Here is a 16,322-nt window from a genome sequence, read left to right on the forward strand (position 1 = left end):
GTTACTTGGTGAGATGGTCCGGGCCGAAGGCCTGGGGCAGCATCTCCGCGAGGGGGAGGATCCCGCCGGGAGTCTCCAGCAGCAGGTCCGGGCCGCCGAACTCGTACAGCAGCTGCCGGCAGCGGCCGCACGGGACGAGGACCTCGCCCTTGCCGTCCACACAGGTGAAGTGCGTGAGGCGGCCGCCGCCGCTGTTCTGCAGCTCCGAGACGAGACCGCACTCCGCGCACAGGCCGAGCCCGTAGGAGGCGTTCTCGACGTTGCAGCCCGAGACGATCCGGCCGTCGTCGACGAGGGCGGCCACGCCGACCGGGTAGCCGGAGTACGGGGCGTACGCCCGGGACATGGCGTCCCGGGCCACCGTACGCAGCTTCTCCCAGTCGACGGCGGTCACTTGCCCTGTCCCTTCCGGTACGGCAGGCCGTCCGCCTTCGGCATCCGCAGCCGCTGCGCGGAGAGCGCGAGGACGATCAGGGTGATGACGTACGGGGTCGCGGCGACGACCTGGTTCGGGACCTCGTTGGTGGTGGCGTACCAGGTGAACACCAGGGCGCCGATGACGGCGGTGATCAGGGCCGGGACGAACTTCCTGCGGACGGCCAGCCAGATCGCGCCGATGAGCAGCAGCAGCGCGCCGAGCAGCAGCAGGGCGTGGACGTTCTCCGAGCCGCCGCGCAGGTTGAGGCTGTCGGTGTAGCCGAACAGGCCGGCGCCGAGGGCCAGGCCGCCCGGCATCCAGTTGCCGAAGATCATCGCTGCGAGGCCGATGAAGCCGCGGCCGCTGGTCTGGCCCTCCAGGTAGAAGGGGTTGGCGACGATGGAGAGGAAGGCTCCGCCGAGGCCGGCCAGACCGCCGGAGATGATCACGGCGATGTACTTGTACTTGTAGACGTTGACGCCGAGGGACTCGGCGGCGATCGGGTTCTCACCGCAGGAGCGCAGCCGCAGACCGAAGGCGCTGCGCCACAGGATCCACCAGGTGGCGGGGATCAGAGCGACGGCGACGAGGGTCAGCCACGACACGTTGGTGACCAGACCGCCGAGCAGGCCGGCGAGGTCCGAGATGAAGAACCAGCCCTTGGAGTTGAGTTCCGTCAGCGCGTCCGACAGTCCGGGGATGGTGAAGTCGCCGATGGACTCGACCGGCGGGGACTGCTTGGCGGAACCGCCCTGGTGGCCCTCGAAGGCCAGCGGGGCGAGGTAGCGGGTGGCGCCGAGGGCGAGGATGTTGATGGCCACACCGGAGACGATGTGGTTGACGTTGAAGGTGACGGTGACGAAGGCGTGCAGCAGACCGCCGATCGCGCCGCCGGCGATACCGACGAGGACGCCGGTCCACGGGCCGTACTGGAAGCCGGCCCAGGCACCGAACCAGGTGCCGAGGATCATCATGCCCTCGAGGCCGATGTTGACCACGCCCGAGCGCTCGGCCCACAGACCGCCGAGACCGGCGAGGCCGATCGGGACGGCCAGCTCCAGCGCGGTGGACATCTGGCTGACGTTGGTGATGCCGTTCGCGCCGGTGATGATGCGCACGAGCGAGGTGAGTGCCAGGACGCCGGCGATGACCAGCAGCAGCACGGGCAGCGACATCTTCCGCCCGGTGCGGGCGGTGGGCTCCAGCGAGGGCTGGTTGAGGTCGGTCGCGGTGGTGCTCGTGGTCATCGGCCAGCCACCTCCTTCTTGACGTTGTTGTCCGCGCCGAGGACGTTCCCGGCGGCGAGCTCGGCGCCGACGCGGCGCTGCTGGCGGCGCAGGCCCCACTCACGGACGGTCTCGTAGGAGACGACGACCGAGAGCACGATCAGGCCCTGCATGATGACCGCGATCTCCTTGTCGTAGCCGTGGAAGTCCAGCTCCGGCGACGCCTTGTCGAGCCAGGCCCACAGCAGGGACGCGAAGGCGATGCCGACGGGGCTGTTGCGGCCCAGCAGGGCGATGCCGATGCCGAGGAAGCCGATGCCGGTGGGGAAGTTCAGGCTGTAGGTGTGGGTGTCGCCGAGGAGGATCGGCAGACCCGCGAGGCCGGCGACACCGCCGGAGATCAGCATCGCGGTGAGGATCATCCGCTTGGGGTCGACACCGCTGGCCGCGGCGGCCGTCTCCGAGGCGCCGGAGGCGCGCAGGTCGAAGCCGAAGCGGGTGCGGTTGATGACGACCCAGTAGCCCACGCCGAGCGCGACGGCGAGGAGGACCAGGCCGTAGATCTCGCCGGCGGCGCCCATGTCGATGCCGGGGACCCAGCCGGACTCGGCCATCTCGCCGGTGGTGTTGTTGTTGCCGACCTTGACGCCGAAGACGTTCGGCAGCCAGAGGTAGCCGATGATCGAGGTCGCGATCGCGTTGAGCATGATCGACGCGACGACCTCGCTGACCCCGCGGGTGACCTTGAGGACACCGACGATGCCTGCCCAGAAGGCACCGGTGAAGATCGCCGTGAGCATCAGCAGCGGGACCTGGAGGAACGCCGGCAGGTCCATGTGGGCGCCGACGATCGCGGCCATCATGGCGCCGAGCAGGTACTGGCCGTCGACACCGATGTTGAACAGGTTCATACGGAAGCCGATGGCCACCGCGAGGGCCGCGATGTAGTACAGCGACGCCTGGTTGATGATCCGGACCTGGATGTCCGAGAACGACGCCTGCTCGAACATGATCGTGAACGGCTCGACCGGGTTCTTGCCGGACGCGAGCAGCACGATCGCGGTCAGCACGAAGGCTACGGCGAGCGCGAGGACCGGCCCGGCCACCGCGAGGAGCACCCGCTCCTTGTCGAACTTCTTCATCAGCGGGCCTCGCCTTCCGGAGACTCGGGGGCCGAGCCCGGCGTCTCGGGGGTCTCTTCGTGTTCGAGGTGGCCGGTGGCGGCACCGGTCATGGCGGAGCCGAGCTCCTCGGGGGTGATGGTGGCCGGGTCGGCGTCCGCGACCAGCTTGCCGTTGTAGATCACCCGGAGGGTGTCGGACAGGCCGATCAGCTCGTCGAGGTCGGCGGAGATCAGCAGCACGGCCAGACCCTCGCGGCGGGCCTCCCGGATCTGGTCCCAGATCTGGGCCTGCGCGCCGACGTCCACACCGCGGGTGGGGTGGGCGGCGATCAGGAAGCGCGGCTTGTGGCTCATCTCGCGGCCGACGATCAGCTTCTGCTGGTTGCCGCCGGACAGGGAGGCGGCGGTGACGTCGATGCCGGGGGTGCGGACGTCGTACTCGGCGACGATCCGGCGTGTGTCCTCCTGGGCGGCCTTCGGGTCGAGCCAGACGCCCTTGGCGTTGGGCCGCTCGGTCACATGACCGAGGATACGGTTCTCCCAGAGGGGGGCCTCCAGGAGCAGACCGTGCCGGTGGCGGTCCTCGGGGATGTAGCCGACACCCTGCTCACGGCGCTTGCGGGTGGGCCACGTGGTGATCTCGTCGTCGGCCAGCCGGACGGTGCCGGAGTCGGCGGCCTTCAGACCGATCAGCGCGTCGATCAGCTCGGTCTGGCCGTTGCCCTCGACGCCGGCGAGGCCGAGGACCTCGCCCGCGTGGATGGTGAAGCTGATGTCGTCCAGGAGGGCCTTGCCGCCGGGCGCCGTGAGCCGCAGCTTGTCGACGCTGAGGACGGCGCGGTCGGTGACCGTGGACTCGGCGGTCTCCGGGGTGGGCAGCTCGCTGCCGACCATCAGCTCGGCGAGCTGGCGCGGGGTGGTCTCGGCGGGGACGGCCGTACCGACGGTCGTGCCGCGCCGGATGACGGTGATCTCGTCGGCGACCGACAGCACCTCACCCAGCTTGTGGGAGATGAAGATGACCGACAGGCCCTGTGCCTTGAGCTCGCGCAGGTTGGCGAAGAGCGCCTCGACCTCCTGCGGCACCAGCACGGCGGTGGGCTCGTCGAGGATCAGGGTGCGGGCGCCGCGGTAGAGGACCTTGAGGATCTCCACGCGCTGGCGCTCGGCGACGCCGAGTTCCTCCACGAGGACGTCGGGGCGGACCCCGAAGCCGTACCGGTCGGAGATCTCCTTGATCGTGCGGCGGGCCTTGGCGCCGATGCCGTAGAGCTTCTCGCTGCCGAGGACCACGTTCTCCAGAACGGTGAGGTTGTCGGCCAGCATGAAGTGCTGGTGCACCATGCCGATGCCGCGCGCGATGGCGTCGGCGGGGGACGAGAAGCTCACCTGGTGGCCGTCGACCGCGATGGTGCCCTCGTCCGGCTTCTGCATGCCGTAGAGGATCTTCATCAGGGTCGACTTGCCGGCACCGTTCTCACCGACGAGGGCGTGGACGGTGCCCTTGCGGACGGTGAGGTGGATGTCGTGGTTGGCCACCACGCCGGGGAATCGCTTGGTGATCCCGGCGAGTTCGACGGCGGTCGCCTGACCGTTGACCGCCGCGTCGGCCGGAGGGCTGCTGGACGCGTTGATGGCGCACTCTCCTGGGAAAGGGGGTCGTCTACGCGCGTAGCGCCCCTACGGCATCGAAAGGGGCGACGCCCGAGACAACGGGGTACAGGGAGCCAGACTCCCCGTACCCCGTTGAGCGGACGTAACCCCGCGGTTACCAGCGGCTCCGGGGAGGTGCGGGCCGGATGTACGGCTCCCGCCCTGCCGCACTCCCCCGGGGTCGCGTGTCTGCTCGAGGTTCTGCTGGCTCAGCTGGTCTTGACCTTGATCTCGCCGCTGATGATCTTCTCCTTGGCCGTCTCGAGGGCCTCCTGGAGCTTGGTGTCGTCCTTGAACGTGGGGTTCGAGCCGGCGAGGCCGACCTCACCGCTCTTCAGATCGCCCCTGACGATACCGGTCTCGGGCTTGCCGTCCTCGACCGACTGCGCCAGGTTGTACACCGCCTTGGCGACGTCCTTCATCGCCGAGGTCAGGATCGCGTCCTTGTACTTCGCGAGGGCTTCCTGCTTGTACTGGTCGGAGTCGACGCCGATCGCCCACACCTTGTTGGCGGCGGCGGCCTCGATCACGCCCTGACCGGACAGACCGGCCGCCGCGTACACGACGTCGGCCTTCTTCTCGATCTGGCCCTCGGCGGCCGACTTGCCCTTGTCGGGGCTGGAGAAGCCGCCCTCCTCGGCCGTCTGGGTGAGGTACTGGGTGAGCACCTTGGCCTTGGGGTTGGTGTCCTTGACGCCCTGCTCGAAGCCGGCCTGGAACTTGTGGATCAGCGGGATGTCCACGCCGCCCACGAAGCCGACCACGTTCGTCTTGGTGCTCTTGGCGGCCGCGACGCCCGCGAGGTAGGAGGCCTGCTCCTCGGAGAAGACGAGGTCGGCCACGTTCTTCAGCTGGACGGTGGAGTCGTCCACGATGCCGAAGGTGGTGTCCGGGTACTGCTCGGCGGCCTCCTTCACGGCGGTCGCGTACGCGTAGCCGACGCCGATGACCGGGTTGTAGCCCTGCTTGGCCAGGGAGACCAGGCGCTGCTCCTTGTCGGCGTCCGTCTCGCCCTCGGTGGGCTCGATGTCCTGGGTCTGGTACCCGAACTCCTTCTTCGCCTGCTCCAGGCCCGCGAACGCGGCGTCGTTGAAGGACTGGTCGCCCTTGCCGCCGACGTCGTACGCGATCGCGAGGCCCTTGTCGCCGCCCTTCGCGTCGGAGGAGGACGAGGCCTCCGTCGAGGTGCCGCCACAGGCGGAGAGGGTGAGGGCGAGGGAGGCGGTCGCTGCGCCTGCGACCGCGATGCGGGAAACCCGGCGCATGTTCTGGTGCTCCTAGTCGTACAAGCGCCGGAGGGTACTGCTCAGTGGTGCTTCACAGCGTCGGCGCTGGCTTTCGCCGAGGGTAACGCGCGTAGACCCTGGCGGGAAAGCCCCGGTTGCCCTGTTGTTATGGGGCCGTGTCGCGAGGGGAGTGGGGGTCGTCGGCGCGGGCGGTGGGGGTGGATGCGGCGGGGTGACGGGTGCGGGTCCGTTGTGGCTGGTCGCGCGGTTCCCCGCGGCTTGGAAAGGGGCGCCTGCGCGGGCGGTGGGTGGTGGATGCGCGCGCGGTGGGGGGCGGATGCGCGCGCGGTGGCGTGTGCGGGTCTGTTGTGGCTTGTCGCGCGGTTCCCCGCGCCCCTGGCGGGGGTGTTCCGGGGCGGTGAGGGGGAGGGGAGACCTGCCTGGGGCGTCGAGCGGGTGGCAGGGGTGGTGCATTTTTCGCCACTCCGGGGGGCGGGGTTGCCCGAGGGTCTGTCGCGTCTCACCCGGCGAGGCGGCACCACCCGTGCGCATCTCCGTGACGGGACCCGGGAGCACCCCCTGACGGGCGTGGCGTGCTGTCCCCGTCCTACGAAAACGAAGCGGGCGGGCGCCGTTGTGGCGCCCGCCCGGTTCTGGTCACTCCGGCTCTTGGGAGCCGGAGTGGGGACTACTCGGTCTTGACCTTGATCTTGCCGCTGATGATCTCTTCCTTCGCCTTGGCGACGGCGGCGGAGAGACCGGCGATCTTCGCGAACTCCGGGTTCGACTCGGCCAGGCCGACGCCGTTGACCTTCAGGTCGAACGTCTGGACGCCGGTGAGCGGCTTGCCGTCCTCGACGGACTTGGCGAGCGTGTAGACCGCGCCGCCGACGTCCTTGAGGGCCGAGGTGAGGATGGAGCCCTTGTAGGAGGCGAGGGCCTCCTGCTTGTACTGGTCGGAGTCGACACCGATCGCCCAGACCTTCGCCTTGGCGGCGGCCTCGATGACACCCTGGCCGGAGAGACCGGCGGCGGCGTAGAGGACGTCCGCGCCCTTCTCGATCTGGCCCTCGGCGGCGGCCTTGCCCTTGTCCGGGCTGGAGAAGCCACCCTCCTCGGCCGTCTGGGTCAGGTACTGCGAGATGACCTTGACCTTGCCGCCGCTGGTGTCCTGGACACCCTGCTTGTAGCCGGCCTCGAACTTGTGGATGAGCGGGATGTCCACACCGCCCACGAAGCCCACGGTGTTCGACTTGGTGGCCTTGGCCGCCGCGACACCGGCGAGGTAGGAGGCCTGCTCCTCGGCGAAGACGAGGGACGCCACGTTGTCGCCCTCGACGACCGAGTCGACGATGCCGAACGTCGTCTTCGGGAACTTCTTGGACGCGGCCTCCATGGCCGGGCCGTAGGCGAAGCCGACACCGACGACCGGGTTGTAGCCCTGCTTGGCGAGGGACTCCAGACGCTGCTGCTTGTCGGCGTCCGTCTCGCCCTCGGTGGGCTCGATGTCGGCCGTCTTGTAGCCGAACTCCTTCTCGGCCTTCTGCAGGCCCGCGTACGCCGCGTCGTTGAAGGACTGGTCGCCCTTGCCGCCGATGTCGTACGCGATGGCGAGGCCCTTGGTGCCCTTGCTCTCGCCGTCGCCGCCGTTGCCGCTCTCGCTGCTGGTCCCGCCACAGGCCGTGGCGGCGAGCGCCAGCGACGCGACCCCCACCGCGACGCGGGTCAGTTTGGAAATCCGACGCATCTTGAAGTTCCCCATCTTCTCCAAAGCCCCGCAGCCGGGTGCTCAGTTCGGCGCACATTAACGCGCGTAGACACTCCTGGGAACGGGGTTTCGACTGGCCGTTATCCATTCGTGCCGATGGCCGGTTACGTCCTCGTGAACCATGGGATCGAAAGGGACGCTTGGGGCATAGCCCTTCGCGCGTCTCTCGCGTTCCGTGTCTGCGGGGTGACTTCAGCGTGACGGTGCGCGCGCCGTACGGGGGCCGTACGACACGCGCACCAGGCTGCCGCGAGGGCGGGGGCGCCGCAACCGGAGGGGGTGCGGATCGGGTACCGGGTCTGTGGAGGCCGTGCGCCGGGGTGGCGTGCGGGACGACCGTGCGCTGCGGGACGCCCGCACCCGCCTCCCGCCCTCTAGGAGGTCGCGGCGGTGTCGAGGACCTGCATACGGGCGTCCAGGAGGGCGGCGGCGGTGAACAGCTCGACGCCCACGGTGATGGCGTGCTCGTCCGCGTCGAAGTCGCCCTGGTGGAGGTCGCGGACCGTGAGGTCGCCCGCGCGGCGGACACCCAGGCGGGCCATGGCGCCGGGGACGTGCTCCAGGTACCAGGAGAAGTCCTCGCCGCCGAGGCTCTGCTCGGTGTCCTCGACGGCCGTGGCGCCGCGGCGGGCGACCATGGCGTCGTGGATCAGCTCGGTGACGACGGGGTCGTTGACGACCGGCGGGACACCCCGGACGTAGTTGATCTCGGACTTGGCGCGGTGCAGGGTCGCGACCTCGGCGATCGCCTCGTGCACCAGGTCGGGCGCCTGCCGCCAGGCGTTGATGTCGAGGCAGCGCACGGTGCCGGACAGCTCGGCGTGCTGCGGGATCACGTTCGGGGCGTGGCCCGACTCGACGCGGCCCCAGGTCACGGAGAGTCCGCTGCGGGCGTCGACCCGGCGGGCGACCAGCGCCGGCACGTCGGTGACGACGCGGGCGGCGGCCGTGACGAGGTCGGTGGTCAGGTGGGGGCGGGCGGTGTGGCCGCCGGGGCCGTCGAGGGCGATCTCCAGGCGGTCGCAGGCCGACGTGATGGGGCCGTGGCGCAGACCGATACGGCCGGCGTCGACCCTCGGGTCGCAGTGCACGGCGATGATCCGCCCGACGCCGTCGAGGCCACCGCTCCTGATCACATCGCCGGCGCCGCCGGGCAGGACCTCCTCGGCGGGCTGGAAGATCAGCCGGACGGGGCGTGGCAGCTGTCCCTTGCGGTGCAGGTCGGCGAGGACGAGCCCGGCGCCGAGCACGACGGTGGTGTGCACGTCGTGGCCACAGGCGTGGGCGCGGTCCGGGACGGTGGAGCGGTACTCGCAGTCCACCTTGGTGTCCGGGATGGGCAGCGCGTCGATGTCGGCGCGCATCGCGAGGCGGGGCCGGCCGCCGTCCCAGTCGCCGATGTCACAGATGAGTCCGGTTCCGCTGTCGAGCACGCGCGGTCGGAGCCCTGCCTTCTCCAGGCGGGCCTTGATCGCGGCGGTCGTGCGGAACTCCTGGTTTCCGAGCTCGGGGTGCATGTGCAAGTCGCGGCGGAACGCGACGAGTTCGGCACGCAGGGCTTCGGGCAGGGTGCCGGGGAGGGCGGCTTCGGCTTCCCCGGACAGATCGGCCTCGGACTCTCGGGACATCAGTTGGTTCACCCTCTGAAGGGTAGGGCGATCGAGCGACCTTCTAACCCTCGATCAACAAAAAATCAGCCCGTAAGGGGAAGATTTCTGGCCGCACGACGCATACGTATTGGCAGGGATGGGTATACCCGTCCGCCTTTCGTGGCGGGCAGACCTCATGGACGGGACGCGATCGACGCGGCGCCGACGGCGCGACCCACCGGGATGACCGGGGCGTCCCTCCGGGAACGCCGGGGGTTGCCCGCGAATCCCATCGTCCAAACGTCCGGGGGTACCCGAACGATTCCCACGTTCCACGGATACCACGTTCCGGGCGCCGTGATGTGCCGAAGCTGGCGCCGTTGGGTGACGCTTCGGCTACGGCGGGCGAGACTCACCAGGTACGGGGTGGGGCTGTGAGGTGAGGATCGAGGGGTCGATGGTGACCAGGGTCACCACGGGGCGCGGGGGCGGGCGGGTGGTGGTGCGGTGACGCTGCGGGGCGGGTGGACGCCCGACCGTGAGGGTCGGCCACGCCCCTTGCGTCGCGGCTGAGGCCGGCTGGAGTCGCGTGGGAGGCGGAGGGAGGCGGACGGTGGGGCGGGGGCCGGTTTGTCCGATAGTCGCCCCTGGCGGGGCCCTTGGAATGGCGGGGCGGGGCGGCGCAGGGCACGTACGTACGTGCTCACAGGTAGATCCGGAACGCCGCGTGGACGGCGAAGCCGTGGGTGGTCACGGCACCGGCCCTCCGGCCCGCCCGGCGACCTCGACGACCTCGACGACCTCGACGACCTCGACGGCTACGGCGTCTCCCTCTCCCCCGTCGTCCTTCCGTGGAGCAGCAGCAGGCCCGTGAGGGTGGCCGCCAGCACCGCCAGGGCGGCCAGGGCCGGGATCAGGGTCACCGCCGGGCCCACCGCCAGGCAGGCCGTGCCGCCGATGAGGAGGGACGGGGAGCGGCGGCCCGTCGTGCGGAGCAGGATCGCGGCCGAGCCGAGGAGGAAGAGGCCCGCCCCGCCCGCGAGGGCCCAGGCCGGCATGCCGTGCAACGGCTCGCTCAGGCCGTAGTGGTCGGTGTCGGCGACCTGGTGGAGCGTCTTCTTCATGCCGAGGGCGGTGATCACCACGCCCGCCACCAGCGGCAGGTGGAGGAACGTGTAGACATCGCGGGCCAGGACCGTGCGGGCGTCGCCGGTCAGTTCGGCGAGGCGGTGTTCCGGGGGCTCGCTCACCCCGTGGAAGTACAGGTGCCACAGCGCGGCCGCGACCAGCAGGCCGAGGGACGCCGCGACGAGCACGGGGACCGTCACGGGGGAGCCGGTCGCGCCCACGCCGATCGCGACGATCGACTCGCCGAGCGCGATGATGACGATCAGGCCGTGCCGTTCGGAGAAGTGCGCCGGGGAGGCTACCCTCCAGCCCGACTTGCCCGTGACGAAGATGCCCGCGTAGTCGATCGCGACGGCGGACAGCCAGATCAGGATCCGCGGCACGCCCTCGAAGGCCGCGCCCAGCAGCAACAGGGCGAACGGCGGCAGGACCGACAGCAGGGCCGTACGGCGCAGGGTGGCGCGCAGGGCCTTGTCGTCCGGGTCGGAGAGCCAGTACGTCGTCAGGTGCAGGACGCGGACCGCGCCGTAGCAGAGCACGAAGAGCAGGGGGGCGGGGAGGCCGCCCGAGGCGTCGCCGTACACCTCGGGGACCGTCATGGAGACGATCAGGACGACGGCCATCACCGCCACCAGGACCGCGAACAGGCCGCCGGAGTCGGCGCGTACGACGTTGCCGAGCCAGGCGAAGCAGCACCAGCACCACCACAGGAGGGCGAGGACGACCATGCCGCCCAGCAGGCGCAGGGCGGTGGGGTGGTCCGCCATCAGGGCGGTGACCTGGGTGATCGCGTAGACGAAGACCAGGTCGAAGAAGAGTTCGGCGGGAGTGACCTTGTGGCCGTCCGCCGTCGGTGTCAGCCGGGCGCGTTCGCCGTGTGTCGTCACTGCTTCCCCACTCCCCCATGAGGGCGGCACTTCGCCCGCGCCCCGTCCACGCGGCACGATAACCGGGGAAGCCCACGCTCCGGATGCGCCGGGACCGCGCGGGACGGCGACTGCTCGCACCAAGCCCCGCTCACCGGCGGCCATTGGTGCCCGTAGCCCGAAGTCCGCATGATCCAAACGACAGACCCTAGATCGGCGCCACCGACGACAGGCGGTGCACGTCCCTCGCCGTGCCCGTGACTCCGGAGAGGAAGCCCTGGGCTCGGGGGGAGGCGGTCTCGGTCAGCCAGCTGGGGTCGATGTCGCAGACGGCGACGCGTACGTCCGTGCCCGCCAGGGCCAGCGGCAGGGTGTGGACCACGGTCGACGGGAAGCTGAGGATGGTGCGGCCGATGGGGCCGCGGCGGGCGATCAGTTCGAGGGGGAGGTCGGGGCGGACGATCTCCAGGCCCGTCTCGGCCGCGAGGGTGTGGAGCTTGTCGGCGCTCTCGCGGCGGTGGGCGAAGTAGCGGGTCGCGCCGTGGGCCCTGGCGAGGGCGCGGACGGCTTCGAGGTAGCGGTCGCCGTCCACCACGCCGGTCTCCACGAGGGACGTGCCGACGAGGTCCGCGCCCTTGGTGATGCGGGGCGGGCCGAAGCGGTCCCGGGTCCAGGCGAAGTCGTTGGCGGTGACGGTGACACCGTCGGGGGCCTCGTCGATCGGCATGGAGGAGAAGACCTCCACGCGTCGGCCGGCCGTCGGGGTCAGCCGTCTGCGGGCGTTCGCGGAGACCGGGGCGAAGACCAGGTCGCGGGGGCCGGGGCGGCCGCCCTTGCGGTGCCAGCGGACCAGGCGTTCGCCACGGGCCAGCTGGGAGACGAACTCCATGGTGGCGGTGCCGTCGTCGACCACGACGACGTCCGGTGCCCTGGTGATCGTCAGGAGGAGCTGGACGTAGCGGGAGAAGGGGTCGCCCAGGACGACGCGGCGCGCGGCGCGCAGCAGCGGGGCGAGCCCGCCGACGGTGCGGAACGGGGCCGCCGTGCCGCCGCGGGCCTCCTCCCAGCGCACCTCGTGGCCCTCGTCGCGCGCCAGCTCCGCCATACGGCGCAACTGGCCCCGGGTCATGGGGTCGTTGGGCGACAGGACGACCAGGGTGAGTCCCGTGCCGGACGCCCCGGGCGACGGTCGCACGCCGTAGGAGGCGGCGAGGCCGGAGGGCTCCCCCGGCTCGGAGGCCGGCCCCGCGCCGGGGGCCTGTCGCGTGCCGAGGGCGTGGGCGTGCGCCCACTCCAGCACGTTCAGGAGCTGTACCGGGCTCTCGACGAAGGCGAGAGTGTGGGGGCCGGCGGTTCCGGCGCGGGGGCTCATCGACGTACGACCGTCGCTTCCCTTGGTGGGTGGGGGATGAGGTGTCAGACGCCGACCGGCTCGCCCGCCGCCGCCGCGATCTCCGCCTCGGCGACGACGCCGGAGACACGGCGCAGCTTCTTCATGGGGCCGAGCTCGGAGTCGTAGACCTTCTTGACGCCGTCGCCGAGGGAGGCCTCGATGGTGCGGATGTCGCGGACCAGGCGGGTGAGGCCCTGGGGCTCGACGGAGGCGGCCTGGTCGGAGCCCCACATCGCGCGGTCGAGGGTGATGTGGCGCTCGACGAAGGTGGCGCCGAGGGCGACCGCGGCGAGCGTGGTCTGCAGGCCCGTCTCGTGGCCGGAGTAGCCGATCGGGACGTTCGGGTACTCGGCCTGGAGGGTGTTGATGACGCGGAGGTTCAGCTCCTCGGCCTTCGCCGGGTACGTCGAGGTGGCGTGGCAGAGCAGGATGTTGTCCGAGCCGAGGACCTCGACCGCGTGGCGGATCTGCTTCGGGGTGGACATACCGGTGGAGAGGATGACCGTGCGGCCGGTGCCGCGGAGCGCGCGCAGCAGCTCGTCGTCGGTGAGGGAGGCGGAGGCCACCTTGTGGGCGGGGACGTCGAACTTCTCCAGGAAGGCGACGGCCTCGGTGTCCCACGGGGAGGCGAACCAGGCGATGCCCTTCTCCTTGCAGTACGCGTCGATCTGGCGGTACTCGTCCTCACCGAACTCCACACGGTGGCGGTAGTCGATGTAGGTCATGCGGCCCCAGGGGGTGTCGCGCTCGATGTCCCACTGGTCGCGGGGGGTGCAGATCTCGGGGGTGCGCTTCTGGAACTTGACGGCGTCGCAGCCGGCCTCGGCGGCGACGTCGATCAGCTTGAAGGCGTTCTCCAGCTCGCCGTTGTGGTTGATGCCGATCTCGCCGCAGATGTAGACGGGCTGGCCGGGGCCGGCGATGCGCTCGGTACCGAAGGTGCGGAGGCGGGAGTTGGTCGCAGACATGGTGGAACGTTCCTTACTTGTCGAGGGGGTCGAGAGAGTCGAGAGAGGGACCGAGGATCCAGCCGGCGATCTCTCGGATCGCGCCTTCACCACCGGGGACGGTGGTGACCGCGCGTGCGGCGCCGCGCACCACGTCGTGGGCGCTGCCGACCGCCACGGGCCAGCCCACGAGGGCGAAGCACGGGAGGTCGTTGACGTCGTTGCCGACGTAGAGCACGCGCTCGGGCGCGATGCCCTGTTCCTCGCACCACTGCTTCAGGGCGAGGTCCTTCCGGTCGATGCCGTGGAGCACCGGGATCTTGAGCTTCCGGGCCCGGGCGGCCACGACCGGGTTCTGTTCCGTGGACAGGACCAGCATCTTCAGGCCGCTCCTGCGGAGGGCCGCGATGCCGAGTCCGTCGCCGCGGTGCACGGAGACGAACTCCCGTCCGTCGGAGTCGATCAGCACCCGGTCATCGGTCTGGGTGCCGTCGAAGTCGAGGACTACGGCGTCGATGTCGTCGTAGGTGGGGAGGGCGCCGGGCCGGTTCGCGTCGAAGAGCGGCGCGAGGGCCTGGGCGCGGGCGAGGTCGTGCGGGTCGTCGATCTCCAGGACCCGGGCGGGGTCGGTGCGGACGAGTTCCGTACGGCCGAAGAAGCGGTGCTGGTGCTTGCGCAGTCCGGCGGCGTCCATGGCGTACGCGGCACCGGTCTCCAGCAGGTCCTGGGGGCGGTCCTGGCGGCGGGGGCGGAACGACTTGTCGTGGTTGACGCCGTAGCCGCCGGCGGTCGGGCCGGGGTCGGCGGGGCCGTCGCCCGCCGGTGCCACGCCGAGCCCGGTGGCGGCGTGGGCGGCGTCGGCTCCGTTGCGCGTGCCGTCGGCGAGCGTCGTGGGCGCGCCGTGCACCATCGCGCCGCGCGCCATCGCGCCGCGCGCCATCGCGCCGCGCGCCACCGTGCCGCCGACCGCCGCGGCGCCCACGCGGTTCGCGTCGTCGCCGTCGGCGAACTCGTCCGCCGTGTCCCGCCAGATGAAGCCGTGGAAGGGGGCGACCGTCAGGGCCGTGTCGGCGCCGTGTTCCACCACGGCGCGGGCCACGCCGTCGATGTCCTCGCGGAGGATGAACGGGCTGGTGCACTGGACGAGGAGGACCACGTCGACGGCGGCGCCGTGGAGCGCCTCGTGGGCGTCGAGGGCGTGCAGGACGGCGGCCTCGGAGGTGGCGGTGTCGCCGGCGATGGCGGCGGGCCGCAGGACGACCTCGGCGCCGGACTCGCGGGCGGCGGCGGCGATGGCGTGGTCGTCGGTGGAGACCACGACCTCGGTCACCAGCCGGGCGGCCCTGCACTCACGCACCGCGCGGGCCACCAGCGGCACCCCGCCGACGGGGGCGAGGTTCTTCGCGGGGACGCCCTTGGAGCCGCCGCGGGCGGGGATGACGGCGAGGACGCGGCGGACGGAGGCCGCTCGGTCCGCTTCCGGGTGGGACATCAGTGGAGCTCCTTGCGAGGGCGACGGGTGGCGGCTCACAGCTCCCCCATCCGCCGGATGACGGGTGCCACGCGCTGCACCCCGTGCCGGTAGGCGCCGCGCGCCGCCCGGCGCACGATCTGCCGTACGGGCCCTGCCTGCCGGTCGGCGGCGGGCGCCCCCGGCAGCGGGCTGCCGTCGGGGCCGAGGTGGTGGCGGGCGAGGATGCCGGGCAGATAGCCGGGCGCGGTGACGGGGGTGTAGTACGGCGTGAGGGGCGGGAGTTCGGCGGCGATCAGCTTGGTGATGCGGTCGCGGGCGGCGTCGAAGGCGGCGGCGTACGAACCGTCCGCCCCCACGCCCTGCCGGGCCACCCACGCGGGGTCGGGCGCCGGCTCATGCCCGGAGTCCAGCTGGTCCCAGGAGGCCAGGCATCCGGAGCCCACGAAGTGGTGGTTGCCGAGCGCCTCCCGGATCCCGAGGTCGGTGAGGACCGCGGTGGGGATCCGGCGGTGCAGCGACTCCAGGGCGGCCGTGGAGCTGACGGTGACGAGCAGGTCGGTGGTGTCGAGGACCTCGCCCATGTGCCCGTAGACCAGGCGGAAGTTGGACGGCAGATCGGTCTTCTGCGCCAGCTTCTGGTAGGGCAGTTCCTCGATGTGCGTGGTGTGCTCGCCCGGCTTGGAACGCAGTTTCAGCAGGACCTCGCGGTCCGGGTGCAGCCGGGCGTGCTGGATGAGCCGGTTCAGCAGGTACGTACGGTCCTTGCGGTTGTCCGGGACGGACGGCTGGACGGCGAAGACGACCGTGTAGGGCCGGCCCCCCTGCTCGGCGGCGCCCTCGTACGGCGTGCCGCCGAGGAAGGGCAGCGCGACCTCGGTGACCGAGCCGACGTCGGCGCCGACCCCTTCGTACACGGCGCGGAAACGCTCCGCGTCCTGGCGGGAGTTGGCGAGGACGAGGTCCGCGCCGTGCCGCAGCAGCAGACCGTCGGCGAGCTTCTCGTAGACGACACCGACATAGCCGGTGACGACCACGGGCCGCCTGCTCCGGGCGCCCCAGGCGTGCCGCAGTCCGTGCAGCATCGCCTGGACGCCGCCGCCCACGAGGGCGAGCACGAGGACGTCGTACGACTCGGCCGCCTCCGGCGTACCCAGGGCGCGCAGGAACTCGACGCCCGTCACCTCGCGCAGGGAGTCGGGGCGGACCCCGACCTCCTGGAGCTGGCGGGCGGTGGGGGTGGCACGGCCGCGCAGGAGGAAGCCGTCCAGGCGGATGTCCGCGCCCTCGGGGGCGAGGCGGCTCGCGGTGAGCGCACCCCATTTCCACCGGGTGTCGGAATCGGCGAGAACGGCGACTCGCAGGCTGTTCGTAGCACTTGCTGGCACGTCGAAGACGCTAGGAAGGGATTCCGTTGATCGGCCCAACCCGAATGCAACAAAGGGTTAACAGCGCGTCGACGAATGGCGAATCGGGCCGTGGAACACCGGGAAATGCGCCTGGTTCACGGTACC

At 71.1% G+C, this 16,322-nt stretch carries 12 protein-coding genes; all 12 read right to left on the reverse strand.

The window, feature by feature from the left end; genetic code table 11:
- Nucleotide 1: 1 nt before the first annotated feature.
- On the reverse strand, nucleotides 2-394 hold the full coding sequence (locus SMA5143A_RS15400) for a cytidine deaminase (RefSeq protein WP_107463490.1): 393 nt from the start codon (nucleotides 392-394) through the stop codon (nucleotides 2-4).
- Nucleotides 391-1,665 carry an ABC transporter permease gene (locus tag SMA5143A_RS15405; RefSeq protein WP_107463491.1) on the reverse strand — a complete coding sequence of 425 codons (1,275 nt, stop codon included), beginning with the start codon at nucleotides 1,663-1,665 and terminating at the stop codon, nucleotides 391-393. The genes SMA5143A_RS15400 and SMA5143A_RS15405 overlap by 4 nt, the downstream gene beginning before the upstream one ends.
- Nucleotides 1,662-2,786: an ABC transporter permease gene (locus tag SMA5143A_RS15410; protein ID WP_099969561.1), complete on the reverse strand. Its 1,125-nt coding sequence runs from the start codon at nucleotides 2,784-2,786 to the stop codon at nucleotides 1,662-1,664. The genes SMA5143A_RS15405 and SMA5143A_RS15410 overlap by 4 nt, the downstream gene beginning before the upstream one ends.
- Nucleotides 2,786-4,402, reverse strand: a complete 1,617-nt coding sequence (locus SMA5143A_RS15415) for an ABC transporter ATP-binding protein (RefSeq protein WP_107463492.1) — start codon at nucleotides 4,400-4,402, stop codon at nucleotides 2,786-2,788. The genes SMA5143A_RS15410 and SMA5143A_RS15415 overlap by 1 nt, the downstream gene beginning before the upstream one ends.
- A gap of 227 nt (nucleotides 4,403-4,629) precedes the next feature.
- The gene (locus SMA5143A_RS15420; protein WP_107463493.1) at nucleotides 4,630-5,685 is read right to left on the reverse strand and encodes a BMP family lipoprotein; all 1,056 of its coding nucleotides are present in this window, start codon (nucleotides 5,683-5,685) and stop codon (nucleotides 4,630-4,632) included.
- 649 nt (nucleotides 5,686-6,334) lie between these two features.
- Nucleotides 6,335-7,393 carry a BMP family lipoprotein gene (locus SMA5143A_RS15425; RefSeq protein WP_180303952.1) on the reverse strand — a complete coding sequence of 353 codons (1,059 nt, stop codon included), beginning with the start codon at nucleotides 7,391-7,393 and terminating at the stop codon, nucleotides 6,335-6,337.
- A gap of 395 nt (nucleotides 7,394-7,788) precedes the next feature.
- Nucleotides 7,789-9,042 (reverse strand): amidohydrolase, encoded by a 1,254-nt coding sequence (locus tag SMA5143A_RS15430; protein ID WP_107463494.1) that lies wholly within the window; start codon nucleotides 9,040-9,042, stop codon nucleotides 7,789-7,791.
- A gap of 779 nt (nucleotides 9,043-9,821) precedes the next feature.
- Nucleotides 9,822-11,018 carry a low temperature requirement protein A gene (locus SMA5143A_RS15440; RefSeq protein ID WP_107463495.1) on the reverse strand — a complete coding sequence of 399 codons (1,197 nt, stop codon included), beginning with the start codon at nucleotides 11,016-11,018 and terminating at the stop codon, nucleotides 9,822-9,824.
- Between the two features lie 187 nt (nucleotides 11,019-11,205).
- Complete coding sequence (locus tag SMA5143A_RS15445) at nucleotides 11,206-12,369, reverse strand: hypothetical protein (protein ID WP_107463496.1); 1,164 nt, start codon at nucleotides 12,367-12,369, stop codon at nucleotides 11,206-11,208.
- Between the two features lie 44 nt (nucleotides 12,370-12,413).
- Nucleotides 12,414-13,358, reverse strand: coding sequence for an N-acetylneuraminate synthase family protein (locus tag SMA5143A_RS15450; protein ID WP_107463497.1), 945 nt, complete (start codon nucleotides 13,356-13,358; stop codon nucleotides 12,414-12,416).
- Nucleotides 13,359-13,371: 13 nt separating this feature from the next.
- Nucleotides 13,372-14,829 carry an N-acylneuraminate cytidylyltransferase gene (locus SMA5143A_RS15455; protein WP_107463498.1) on the reverse strand — a complete coding sequence of 486 codons (1,458 nt, stop codon included), beginning with the start codon at nucleotides 14,827-14,829 and terminating at the stop codon, nucleotides 13,372-13,374.
- Between the two features lie 35 nt (nucleotides 14,830-14,864).
- Nucleotides 14,865-16,196: a DUF6716 putative glycosyltransferase gene (locus tag SMA5143A_RS15460; RefSeq protein ID WP_107463499.1), complete on the reverse strand. Its 1,332-nt coding sequence runs from the start codon at nucleotides 16,194-16,196 to the stop codon at nucleotides 14,865-14,867.
- Nucleotides 16,197-16,322: the final 126 nt, after the last annotated feature.

It is taken from the genome of Streptomyces sp. MA5143a (assembly GCF_900290235.1).
In the GTDB taxonomy this organism is placed as follows: Bacteria; Actinomycetota; Actinomycetes; order Streptomycetales; family Streptomycetaceae; genus Streptomyces.